The sequence below is a fragment of the Vibrio sp. Vb339 genome (assembly GCF_902751245.1).
GTDB lineage: Bacteria > Pseudomonadota > Gammaproteobacteria > Enterobacterales > Vibrionaceae > Vibrio > Vibrio coralliirubri.
Genome location: NZ_CADDIS010000004.1, coordinates 93,380 through 105,087 on the forward strand (window position 1 = coordinate 93,380; position 11,708 = coordinate 105,087).

General features: G+C 41.8%; 16 protein-coding genes. 4 read left to right on the forward strand and 12 right to left on the reverse strand.

Translation table 11 applies throughout. The annotated features are described in order from the left end of the window. Nucleotides 1-156 precede the first annotated feature (156 nt). Nucleotides 157-900 carry a hypothetical protein gene (locus HRQ85_RS18385; protein WP_017058953.1) on the reverse strand — a complete coding sequence of 248 codons (744 nt, stop codon included), beginning with the start codon at nt 898-900 and terminating at the stop codon, nt 157-159. A gap of 227 nt (nt 901-1,127) precedes the next feature. On the opposite strand from HRQ85_RS18385, the gene HRQ85_RS18390 reads away from it, so the two are divergent. Continuing rightward, nucleotides 1,128-1,430, forward strand: a complete 303-nt coding sequence (locus tag HRQ85_RS18390) for an MGMT family protein (protein WP_017098798.1) — start codon at nt 1,128-1,130, stop codon at nt 1,428-1,430. 75 nt (nt 1,431-1,505) lie between these two features. On the opposite strand, the gene HRQ85_RS18395 is transcribed toward HRQ85_RS18390, so the two are convergent. Further along, nucleotides 1,506-1,946 carry a YbaY family lipoprotein gene (locus tag HRQ85_RS18395; protein ID WP_172380323.1) on the reverse strand — a complete coding sequence of 147 codons (441 nt, stop codon included), beginning with the start codon at nt 1,944-1,946 and terminating at the stop codon, nt 1,506-1,508. A gap of 168 nt (nt 1,947-2,114) precedes the next feature. Here HRQ85_RS18395 and tesB point away from each other — a divergent pair, with 168 nt between their 5' ends. Continuing rightward, nucleotides 2,115-2,975 carry an acyl-CoA thioesterase II gene (gene tesB / locus HRQ85_RS18400; protein WP_029224039.1) on the forward strand — a complete coding sequence of 287 codons (861 nt, stop codon included), beginning with the start codon at nt 2,115-2,117 and terminating at the stop codon, nt 2,973-2,975. 133 nt (nt 2,976-3,108) lie between these two features. On the opposite strand, the gene HRQ85_RS18405 is transcribed toward tesB, so the two are convergent. Both HRQ85_RS18405 and HRQ85_RS18410 read right to left on the reverse strand, forming a co-directional pair. Continuing rightward, complete coding sequence (locus HRQ85_RS18405) at nt 3,109-3,774, reverse strand: hypothetical protein (protein WP_065584123.1); 666 nt, start codon at nt 3,772-3,774, stop codon at nt 3,109-3,111. An 89-nt stretch (nt 3,775-3,863) separates the two neighbouring features. Next, a complete protein-coding gene (locus HRQ85_RS18410) occupies nt 3,864-4,337 on the reverse strand; it encodes an Lrp/AsnC family transcriptional regulator (RefSeq protein WP_050650332.1) in 474 nt (157 codons plus the stop codon). A gap of 129 nt (nt 4,338-4,466) precedes the next feature. Between HRQ85_RS18410 and HRQ85_RS18415 the strand changes: the two genes are divergently transcribed. After that, on the forward strand, nt 4,467-5,534 hold the full coding sequence (locus HRQ85_RS18415; RefSeq protein WP_172380324.1) for a PLP-dependent cysteine synthase family protein: 1,068 nt from the start codon (nt 4,467-4,469) through the stop codon (nt 5,532-5,534). Nucleotides 5,535-5,632: 98 nt separating this feature from the next. Here HRQ85_RS18415 and HRQ85_RS18420 read toward each other — a convergent pair whose 3' ends face one another. The 8 genes from HRQ85_RS18420 to HRQ85_RS18455 form a co-directional block, all read right to left on the reverse strand. Then, the gene (locus tag HRQ85_RS18420) at nt 5,633-5,905 is read right to left on the reverse strand and encodes a hypothetical protein (RefSeq protein WP_048616802.1); all 273 of its coding nucleotides are present in this window, start codon (nt 5,903-5,905) and stop codon (nt 5,633-5,635) included. A gap of 84 nt (nt 5,906-5,989) precedes the next feature. Further along, the gene (locus tag HRQ85_RS18425) at nt 5,990-6,538 is read right to left on the reverse strand and encodes a DUF3332 family protein (RefSeq protein WP_048609267.1); all 549 of its coding nucleotides are present in this window, start codon (nt 6,536-6,538) and stop codon (nt 5,990-5,992) included. 16 nt (nt 6,539-6,554) lie between these two features. Further along, nucleotides 6,555-7,256 carry a hypothetical protein gene (locus HRQ85_RS18430; RefSeq protein ID WP_172380325.1) on the reverse strand — a complete coding sequence of 234 codons (702 nt, stop codon included), beginning with the start codon at nt 7,254-7,256 and terminating at the stop codon, nt 6,555-6,557. A gap of 172 nt (nt 7,257-7,428) precedes the next feature. Then, nucleotides 7,429-8,295, reverse strand: coding sequence for a DUF302 domain-containing protein (locus HRQ85_RS18435; RefSeq protein ID WP_172380326.1), 867 nt, complete (start codon nt 8,293-8,295; stop codon nt 7,429-7,431). Between the two features lie 54 nt (nt 8,296-8,349). Then, nucleotides 8,350-8,847: a hypothetical protein gene (locus HRQ85_RS18440; protein WP_253918871.1), complete on the reverse strand. Its 498-nt coding sequence runs from the start codon at nt 8,845-8,847 to the stop codon at nt 8,350-8,352. A 79-nt stretch (nt 8,848-8,926) separates the two neighbouring features. Next, a complete protein-coding gene (locus tag HRQ85_RS18445; protein ID WP_048616812.1) occupies nt 8,927-9,433 on the reverse strand; it encodes a chalcone isomerase family protein in 507 nt (168 codons plus the stop codon). 61 nt (nt 9,434-9,494) lie between these two features. Continuing rightward, nucleotides 9,495-10,160, reverse strand: coding sequence for an NAD(P)H-binding protein (locus tag HRQ85_RS18450; RefSeq protein ID WP_048609262.1), 666 nt, complete (start codon nt 10,158-10,160; stop codon nt 9,495-9,497). Between the two features lie 446 nt (nt 10,161-10,606). Beyond that, entirely contained in the window at nt 10,607-11,101 is a 495-nt protein-coding gene (locus HRQ85_RS18455; protein WP_048614791.1) for a hypothetical protein, read from the reverse strand. A gap of 233 nt (nt 11,102-11,334) precedes the next feature. On the opposite strand from HRQ85_RS18455, the gene HRQ85_RS18460 reads away from it, so the two are divergent. Then, nucleotides 11,335-11,658, forward strand: a complete 324-nt coding sequence (locus HRQ85_RS18460) for a DUF1244 domain-containing protein (protein ID WP_017094028.1) — start codon at nt 11,335-11,337, stop codon at nt 11,656-11,658. The last annotated feature ends 50 nt before the right edge of the window (nt 11,659-11,708 follow it).

Consider the following 11,708-nt stretch of genomic DNA (forward strand, 5'->3'; position numbering starts at 1 on the left):
GATTGGATTATTAAGCATCACAGCAACCATTGCAAGCCCTTCCACCCTATTTTTGAACAATTGCGGTCTAAGTGCTTATCCTTTATTCAAACCACTAGAAAATCGCAGGTAAATTCACCATTTACCTGCATTTGGAAGGTTTGAATTGCTGGAGTACTAGATATCGATGTCTTCGTTATCTTCTGTGCGAATGATATAGTCTGTCATCCACGCGGTACCTAATAGACACAACCACACCACAAAGACTGGGCTTGGTACTTCGATGCTTGGAGTAATCACCAGAGCCGCAAAACCGACCGTTGGCAGTGTCCAACACAGTAGTTTATTCCAGCGGAAGGTTTTCAAGCGCGTCAGCGTTTCCATCGATGCCATGATGCCCGTTATACACAAGGCCACCAAAGCAGCATATGGTAAATCGGCTATCCATAATGGAAGTATTAAGCCTAATGACCACCAGCTGTGTCGGCTGGCAGGCTTAAGGTGATTTGCCGCCCACCAAATCACGATGATTGATAAGGTTTGAAGTGTGGTAACCCATGGGACGCCTTCAAGCTTGCCTGCTGATTGCGTGACCATGATCCCGACCTGCAAAGTCGTCACAATCAAGCCGGAAATAATCACGACCGACAAACTACTGCGTCTTGAGAAGACCACCATCAATAGCGGGAACAGTACCCACGCACTGACAGACAGCGTGATGGGCTGCAAAGGAAGGGTTAGACCATAAGTGGTCATGGAAACAAGCAAAGCTAATCCTGCTATGCCTCCCTGCGGTAAAATCCATAAAGCAGGAATTACCATTGCAAGCACTGGGATATCTCCCTCACTTAAACTGATTGCTCTCGCGCAAACAACCGCTAATAATGTGGTGATCAAGAACTGAAACGTTGTAAATACCATAGCCCTCTCCTTCTACCGATCCGTGGTACCATACCAATCGTAGTAATTAACTGGTCACTCTAGCTTGTTAAAAAACTCGATAACCTCGTTAGATTTTTTGATTGTAGAATAACTACTTATCAAAACTTCTTATCAAAAAGAGCGGCCTTGCTCTCAAGCTTTTTCCCTGCGCTATTTTTGAACACTTACTTACTGTGATTGGTATTTATGAACTAGGAACATTTAGTATGGACCAATTTTTGAGCCAAATCTTTGCTGTGATTCACCAAATTCCATATGGAAAAGTAACAACTTATGGAGACATAGCACGTTTTTCAGGATTTCCGGGCTATGCGCGCCATGTTGGTAAAGCGCTGGGTAACCTGCCAGAAGGTAGCAAACTGCCTTGGTATCGAGTGATAAACAGCAAGGGTGAAATATCTTTAAAGGGTGATTCGTTCGACCGACAAAAGCAGCATTTGGTTAAAGAAGGGGTTGAGGTGAGTGATGCAGGAAAAGTTAAACTCAGAATTTACAAATGGCAGCCCTAGAGCTGCCACTAATCGTCAATTCAACTGGCTAAGTTAAGCCAATCAAGATGCCTTAACAGTGGCATCGACTTCTGATTAACGAACACCAACCAAACGTAGGTCTGCTTGCTGTGTATTTTCTACATCAGTAATTACTGACTTAATCGTGTCCGTTGTGAAACGCAGTTTGCCGTCAACATGAATCGATGCGCGTATGTTGTAACGGTGGTTAGCTTTAATTTTGTCGTTGTCGTAGCTTAGCTCGAATGCGAACGGTACTTGCTTACCGTCTGTGGTGAACTCTTGAGTTGCGATAACCGTCGATGGTGCGTCAGCCAGTGAGATATCTTCTAGCGTAACGGTAACTACTGCATTCTCTGGCAATGCAATTCTTTCACGGTAGCTTACTGTTCCTGAAATCACTTGAGTGTTCTCTGCAACCACTTCTTGAGAAGCGTTCGTTTCTGATGTTGCTTGGCAACCAACAAGTAGGCCAAACGATACTAAAGACGTAATAAGAATTAGAGCCTTTTTCATATTCAATTTCTCTCAACATGTTTGCCGGACTCGGCAAATCTACTGACCAATTATAAGAGAGCTTTCATATTCTGTCTTGAAACCCTATGATTTATTGACAGATATCTGACTAAGCTAAATGATTAACACCATAATCTGACACCCATTTTACGAAGAGGAATGCTGGCGATGAGTCAACCTTTACAAGAATTACTAAGTTTACTTCAGCTTGAAAAACTGGAAGAAGGTTTATTCCGTGGGCAAAGTGAGAACCTAGGCCTACCACAGGTATACGGCGGTCAGGTATTGGGACAAGCGCTTTCTGCTGCTCGTTATACCGTTCAAGACGACCGTAGCGTTCACTCGTTTCACAGTTATTTTCTGTTTCCCGGCGATCCTGAAAAGCCAATCATTTACGATGTTGAGAACCTACGAGATGGACGCAGCTTTAGCACACGTCGTGTAAAAGCGATTCAAAATGGCCGCCCTATTTTCTATCTCACCGCTTCTTATCATGGCGATGCGCCAGGTTTTGAACACCAGATTTCAATGCCTGATATTCCTGGACCAGAGAACTTCGCCTCAGAAACTGAGTTAGCGAGCCACATCGCGGAATTCTTACCAGAGAAACTACGCAAAACCTTCTGTGGCGAAAAGCCGATTGAGATGCGCCCGGTGACGGTGGTAAATCCACTGAAACCTAAGAAGACGGAAGCGAAACAATACCTTTGGGTCAGAGCGAATGGCGCGATGCCAGACAACCAATTGATTCACCAATACCTGCTTGCTTACGCATCGGACTGGGGATTCTTGGTTACGGCGCTTCACCCTCATGAAGTCTCTATCATGACGCCAAATTTTCAAGTGGCGACGATTGACCATTCAATCTGGTTCCATCGCCCATTCAAGATGGATGAATGGCTGCTTTATGCGATTGAAAGCCCAACGGCAGCGAACACTCGCGGCCTAGTGCGCGGCGAGATCTTTAACCAGAAAGGTGAGCTCGTAGCGACGGCAGTACAAGAAGGTGTGATGCGTTTTACTAAGTAGCGCTCAAATAAATAGCGGATAAACGCTTCTTACAAGCCCCAAATACGAGCAAACAAAAAGAGGCTAGGTTCAATACCTAGCCTCTTTCTTTAATGACGCTTAAGACAACCCGTCACATAAAAATCAATAAAACCTACTCAACTTCTAATGTTGGCTCAAACTCGCTCTGTACTCGTGTTTTGATGCCATCACCTGCGTCACGCAGTAGATTAAATGGCGATAACACTACGCCTTTCACCGCGCCCTCTGCGGCTCCCTGAGCGAGCTCTTTACTCTTATCCGCTAACAAGTTAGCTTGCGCCAAAATACCTGGGACTTCCGCTCGTAGCATTTCAGATTCAGTGACGATGACAGGAATAGTCTGTTCGCGATAAGATTTACTTTCAGCGAGCATTGGTGGCATTACATCTACGCGGTATCTCTTTAATTCCGTTAATGTAGGAGGAATAACATCAGTTCTTACCTGCTCGACTTCCGTTCGAACATTTTTGACTTCATCTAAAATCGCAGGGATTTTGTTGTCGACCGAGGCTACGGTTTGATTCACGTCATCGATCGTCTTTCTAACTTCTTCGACAGTGTTTAACACCTGAGGAGCAAGATCGCTGACATGTTCTGCAAGCGCTAATAGCTCTTCTACTTTGAGCCCTTTGGTGAGGCCCGATATGTCTTCGATAACTTGCGGATAAGTATCAACGATTTCACCGACTTTATTGGTAAACGAGTAGATGGTGTAACCCAAGTAAAAAATGGCGACCGCCAATACTAGCTGGATAGCGGTAGATACTTTTGCAAACATGAATAATCCTTTTCTTTATCGCAGAGGCGAGATCTAAACTGAGAAGATATCTAAACTAAAGCGATAGTTAATCTATTACTAGGCGCAGCTTAAAGCGGCAATGCTGTCGTGTACTTCAATGGTTCCATCGCAAACGTCGAGGTCACATTAGAAATACCATCAATGCTATTCACCAAGCGCTTATAAAAATCATCAAAGCACTTCATGTCTTTAACCTGAACCTTCATCATATAATCATATTCGCCAGCCATACGATAGAACTCCATCACTTCTGGAAATTCCGACACAGTATTCACAAAACGACCATACCACTCATGAGAATGATCACTGGTTTTCACTAATACGAACGCAGTAAAGGAAAGATCCAGCTTTTCTGGGTTCAGCAGTGCAACTCTTTTCTCAATAATTCCGTTCTCTTCAAGGCGCTTAAGCCTTTTCCAACAAGGCGTTGTAGTGAGATTGACTGCTTCAGAAATATCGTTCAATGACAGGGTACTGTCTTCTTGCAGTAACCCTAATATTTTTTTATCTACGGCATCTATCACAGTTTCACCAAATTGCATTTAAAGAGAATAATTTTCTACAATTTAAGCAAAACAAAGCAAATATGGCAAAGTTTTTCTCTCGAATTATAGATAAATTAGAACCATACCAATTACAAAGAATTCCTACACTCGATCAGGAGAACGCTTATGTGCACTGACCATCAATGGATTAACAACGCGATTCGTAAAATTGAAGCGGACTACCAACGCTCAGCGGATACGCACCTTATCAAGCTCGATCTACCAAGTATCGAAGGCATTGATGTTTACCTTAAAGATGAAAGTACACACCCTACAGGCTCTTTAAAGCACCGTTTAGCGCGTTCTCTGTTCTTATACGCTATCTGTAACGGTTGGGTTGGCCCAGAAACAACAATCATTGAATCTTCATCGGGCAGCACTGCCGTATCTGAGGCGTATTTCGCTCGCCTACTTGGCCTGCCGTTTATTGCGGTAATGCCAAAATGCACAGCGAAGAAGAAGATTGAGCAAATTGAATTCTACGGCGGCCAAGCGCATCTTGTTGACCGCTCAGATGAAATTTACGATGAGTCTCGTCGTTTAGCAGAAGAACTGAACGGTCACTACATGGACCAATTTACTTACGCTGAGCGCGCAACCGACTGGCGTGGTAACAACAACATCGCGAACTCGATTTTCAATCAAATGCAGATGGAAGATCACCCAGTTCCAGCTTGGGTAGTAATGAGCCCAGGTACTGGCGGTACTTCAGCGACGATTGGCCGCTTCATTCGCTACCAACAGCATGAAACTAAGCTTTGTGTTGTCGACCCTGAGAACTCTGTATTCCACGAATACTTCCAAACCGGCAATGCGAACGTGAAAGGCAGTACATTCAGCAAGATTGAAGGCATTGGTCGCCCACGAGCAGAGCCAAGCTTCATTCCTGGCGTGGTTGACGAAATGCGTAAAATTCCAGATGCAGCAAGCATCGCAACGACACATTGGTTATCTGAAATTCTTGGCCGCAAGGTTGGCGCATCAACCGGCACTAACATGTACGGTGTGCTTCAGCTAGCCAGTGAAATGAAAGCACGTGGAGAAAAAGGTTCTATCGTGACTTTACTGTGTGACAGCGGTGAGCGTTACCTAGACACTTACTTCAATGACGAGTGGGTAAATCTCAATATCGGTGACCTACAACCTTATGCTGCGAAACTAGAAGCTTTCTCGCAAACAGGTGAGCTGGCTTAAGTTCATTAACTAACAAGTTTACAATAACAAAAAGGACGAAGTTAACTTCGTCCTTTTTCTTTATAACAAGCCCCTATTAAGACACTTATTAATCGCTATCACTGTGTTATTTTTGTCACTACAGACAAAGACGCATTATCACTATAAGTATCTACAAACAAAAACCCTTCCAGTTTAACTTTACCTTTTGTGTTAAACAGAGTTTCAAACGCATTATCAATATATTTATCTAATGAACAACATGACACTAGAAAGTTATCTGTTTGCACTAAAAAACTACACCCCGGATAAGACATATCATCGACAGGTTGAATATTCTTTTTAGTAAGGCTACTTTTCACAATAAAACCAGTCACGCCAAATTGATTCATATTAATATCCTGAAAGCTTGATTATTAATCGTAAATATTTAGAAATAATAGGCGAACAATAAAGTTCACTTTAACAATGGATGATTATGAGCTCACTTCAAACGCTTCTGATAACGCCTCTACAGAGGTTTCAGAGACAAACTCACCATCAACAAAGTACTTAACGTTTGCACCTTCCTTCACGCCGGTTACCGTTGAAGAAGTGCCGTCAACATAAGTCACTTCCATCTCAATAGTATTTTCGTCAATGGTTCTTATGTGACTGTCTTCAATGTTGTGGTACGTCAGAGGATCAATCGGTGCATCACGCAGTGAAGGATCAAGATCGCTATTAATATCAATCATTGTCTCGACTTTACTATCAAAGATATGCGGAGTACCGTCGAAAGGGTTTGACCCCGTCCAGAACTCGATTGAGTTAACAACGAAGTAATCTGCCAATGTTGTAAAGCCATAAACGGGTACCAATAAGAAGTTAACACCGCCACGTGCATAGCGGTTATCAACAACCTTTATGTTGAATTCCATTAACTTTTTTGTCGTGAAATTGCTACCGACACAACCGCTAAGAATTGGGGCAAGTAACAGGATACCCGCAAGCTTGATCGAACTCTTTTTACTGAAGATTTTCATTTCATCTACCTACGACTTAGAAATAGTAACCGAATTCAATACCAACAGAGGTATCGTCAAATTCATACATAGTTACGGATGCATTCACATCAACATTGCCGTTAGTCCAACCCAGAGCATTTTCAAACACAGTGTCGACATCAGAATCCAAGAAGTAAGTAAAATCACCGCGGTAATACATGTTACCAAATGGCACCAAAACGCCCGCTTCTAGGTCAAAGCCGTCGCTCACATCACCAGTTGAATAGTTGGCACCCACGTTCCATGCACCAAAGCCAGCATCAGCGACGTAGTTACCACCGACGGTAAGATTGTCGTAGTCTCCAGAGATATTCCACTCACCATCAATAACAATGTTATTTGAAATATTGTATTGGCCAGATAGTGTAATGACATCTTCTCTATCATAATGGTCATTTAATTTATCATTACCAAAGTCAATATCAAGAGTATCGTAGCTTAAACCGATGCTAGCTTTATCATTAATACCGTAGGTAGCTTCAACGCCTATTATATTCACGTCATATCGTTCAAACTCTTGTGTATCGTATCCAGCTTTAATACTACTCTGAACATTTCTGATATCTTGATTGTGATAATTATTTTCAGCTTGTACCTCTTGTTCTACATTTTCTGAATTCGTTGTATCGTTCGCAGATACTACACTAGAAAAAGAAATAACAAATAAAGAAGATAATGTTAAAAGTTGTGTTTTCATGATATTCCAATGGTTAAATTTCAATGCCGAAATGGCAGTGTTAAAATTAGGCTATTAAATTAGCCGTTGTTTTTAGGTAATAAAAAGCCACACCATAATTTTAAAAACATGGCTTTTTATTAATGTGAATTAATTAGATGTTAATTATCGATATAAATCGTAAGGCGATAAATTATTTTTCTACCGCACCGCCGAGAGTTTTACCCAATCGAAAGTTGATGACCTTATGAGAAATTGCATTGTCTTGATAATGGAGTTCAGACATGTCGACAATATTATTGTAAGCAACCGTCACTTGACCGTTTTCTTCAGTCACTAATACTTTTTGGCCAAAAGCATCCAATCCAATACTTGGGAAATCGGTCATTGCTTTTGCGCCTGGCGCTGGCCCACCAAAAACGAGCAGGGTCGCATTAGGTAGTGACTCCCCAATCGCTTCTGCTCTAGCCTTAAAATCCCAGTTCATAAACCAAACCGTGTCACCTTGAGCAAGAACATCTCGTTTAATATTGTTCAGTGTCGTTTCAAAATCATACTCTGATACTAATGTTTCAATGCCGTAGTTCTTTGTTAATCCTTCGCTCTGAACTGGTGCAATGTTATCTAGCCCATTCGTTAGCGATGCCGTTTTTTCTGCGTACTGCTCAAGGGCCTCGTTATCCATTATTCCGTGTCGCTTTTGAATAAACTGAGCATCGGTATAAATTACTTTTTGCTCGCCATTTTCAACATAATTCAAAACACGAAATGGCAAGTCGAGCCCTACTTGCAAGCTGTCTTTGAGCAACTGGGTATTCAACTTATCGTCGGTATAAAAGTCCACTCGACTTGGTGCTAAATATTCATTTGCCTGTCCAGCTAATCGAGAATGGTCGATAGTTAACACTTTATCTAACCCGTTATCTTCAGCGTTTTTATCAACAATGAGCACACTCTCATCAACGGCATTTAGTTGAGATTGATGAGCGTTCTGATCAACGGTCGTTTCGCAACCTAGAATGGGCAGAACACACAAAGCAATTAAAGACAGTTTTTTCATAGATAACCTCTTTAAAGTTTGAAAATGATTGAAGACAAAACGAAACAATCAAATCTATTGAATATTATGATCGGAAACAAAGTCTTCAAGAACTGAGTGGGCGCGCTTTAGGTCACCATCATTCAAATGGACTAAGTACCCATACAGCGCTTTTTCATGCTCTATCATATAAGTCATTTCTTTTTCATAACCGACTGGGCTGGATGCTTGAATATCCTTAAGCTGATGAACAAATCGTTCTGCGCTGCCCTCTAAATATTTCGCCCCTAAATATGGCATCACTTTCAAAGACAACGTCACTGTCTTAGCGAAAAACTTATCTTTACAATGAATAGTGCTATCAACACCGTATTGTTTGCGAACAGGGTTCATCACAACGGTATTGTGTTGCTCCATTTTACTGAGCAAGTCCAAGCTGTTTGCTGTCATACTGCCTGGCGGGTTGTGTTTGAGTTCAGAAAATACCTGTTTACCTAAGTTTCGAAATACCAACTCATACTTAAGTCCCTTCGCAAACTCTCTGTACTCAGCTTTCTCAATTCTCGTCATCATATTTTCTCCACTTATAGCAACGAACGATGGCAAAGTTAGCACCATTATCATGAGGAACTTGCCCCACCTTAATTGGCTGTTATAGCAAATCATCAACAGGGGTCTCGCCTAGCCAGATATTCCTTAAAGCAACACTCTGTTTTGAAGATGCTTTAGCCTGATACACAACGTCATTGTTATATTGAATCTGCATCGTTTCCCCTCTGTAGATAATGGCAATCACATCGCCTTTAATCAGCGGTATGGATAGGCTATCCACTAGTTTTTGGATATTTGAGTCTTTCATATTGATGCCTGGGTTTGACTCTTCCAGCGCCTCAATCGTGGCTGTTGTGACTTTTCCTTGTGTTAACTTCTCAGGCGTAAACGTCAATAGAAGTGCGCTATCACCTTCTTTGCTTTTCAAGTGTCTAATATCGTAATAGTCGACAAACCATAATGTGCGAGTATTTTCTGCGACCATTCGATAATCATCGTATGCCCACGATTCAAATTGCGCGTGCGAAGACTCGGCTTTTAGCTCGTGACTGAACGCTTCCCCGGCCATCACAAGAGTCATCAACAAAAATGTTACTTTGTATCTCATTGGTATCTCTTCCTACATTCAGGTTTAAACATCGCAGGTACTCGCTCATGCCGAAATCGGGCTAAGACGCTAGCTTCATCATGTCGAGAGAATCTAATCTCTCCACCTTTCTTGAGCTCGGAAATGTCAAATGAACCAAAATGCTGTTTGCAATATTCGATGCTTGAATTGGTCGATATTTTTTCATTCTGCCTATCATCATCGGCTTAAGTACCTTAAGAGCACCTTGAAGTAACTTTTCGTCAGCTCTCTTCTCCTGTCGATCCCCCGCCAACGGGCCCGGGTGTAGGAAAGTCGTTTTCTCAAAATCAAGTAATTCAACGTCATTTTCCATCTCCCCTTTGCAGCGAAGGTAATGTGAGCGAGCTTTACTATCAGCTCCAAGACATGACACGACGATTAAGTGCTTCACTCCAAGATCTTTCATGTTTGCTGCGGTCGACACGACTAGGTCAACATCAATTGCACGAAGTTTATCTTTGGTACCCGATTTTTTAATCGTGCTACCTAAAGCGATGATCCCAACGTCCGGAAGATCTGAATCTAAATGGATTGCAGGAACACTTAGATTACTGTCAATTATCTGCTTCAATTTCTGATGCTGCGTATTGAGTTCACGTCGAGACAGTGCGTAAACAGTACTGATATTCTGACTGCTTAATAAAGTACTCAGCGTTTCTCGTCCAACTAAGCCACTCGAACCAGCAATAATGATTGATCTATTCATATGAAATTCACCGTTTAAAGTTATGTCGTCTCGACGTTGTATACATAATAAACGCAACAAACCGACCGGTCTAGTCAGAATATTGTCAACTTTGTCAAAATTAGACTGATCGGTTTACATATTCGAAGGTGAAACGCATTGGGATCTGGAATATAGATCTGATTAGTGAGGGGTTAAAACGCGTACGCTCGACAAGTTTTGGGGAGACCGTTACTGATACTCCAAGAACCGGTAAGAGCCGATTTAAGTATCAGTATAGATATAGATGACTTGATCATTGAATGAGTCGTTGAAGTGTTTGGTACTTAAAACCGAGCGAGAGCTCAATGAGGATATCTAGGGGAACAAGCTTTCAAATCGCCAATGGCGACGAAACAAAATGAGCACTATAGGTGTTAGGAGTTAGACTGCGTTTTACTCACTGCAAGTTGTGTAAATTAATCTATTTATTGCTGAATATTCTCAAGAACAGACTCGGGAATAATATTCTCTATCGCCACATACTGACCAACATCTAGGAATGCGAAACAGCTATAAGCCAAGCTACTCCAGCCTAAAATAGACAATGTCAGCATGCCAAATGTTTTCACGCCACTTTGATTCAATCGTTTCGAAACAAAGGTATAACTCGGAATTCCGACTAAGACAGGAGCCAAAATAGCCATCGAAAGTTGGCCGTATTGATTCCATTTTTTCATGAATTTTCTGAGTTTTGGTTTAAAGACAGCGCCTTTTTGTTTCTTAAATAAAGTTGAATAGACGGGAGCAATTTTCCAACCTGCATACGCAGCAATCATCGCTGGGATTAAATTAAACAACAGCATTTCTGGGTAGGAGTAAGATAGAAACGCGGCAATAGCAGGCCCTGAATAGGTTTTCCAAAGGCTTAACAACGCCATCGATAAACCAATAGCCAAGTATGTTTCAAATGCTAATGTCATGCTTTGATCTCCTCTCTCCGGTTTTCTGCTTCAATGATCTGATTGTCTAATTTGAAGTGTTGAATGAATAATACACAACACGGACCGACCGGTCTAGTTGTAATTTTATTATCCTATGAGGACCTAGAAATCTGAGGGGTACATACTCAAACCAGTGAATGAGTATTGGCGTCAATCTCGCAGCCGTGTAGACTCTAATTAAGGATAATCATTAACTTGAAAAGGAAAGAGTTTTGGCTGAATTCAAATACAAGCAACTAACTCAAGAAGAACAAGACAAGCTAGATGCCGCTTCATTTCGTCGCCTATTATCTCATCTAGACAACAATAAAGACGTGCAAAACATCGACCTAATGATTTTGGCTGGCTTTTGCCGAAATTGCTTTAGCAAATGGTATGCAGCAGAAGCTGAATTGATGGGAGTCGATTTAGATTTAGACGATGCACGTGAACGTGTTTATGGCATGACTTACGATGAATGGAAAGCTAACCATCAACCGAAAGCGACGCCTGAACAATTGGCCGCGTTTGAAGCTCGCCAAGCGAAAAAGAGTTAAGAAATTGGACACCAAATAAGAGTTCGTATCCTGAGCGAAGTTTTATTTTC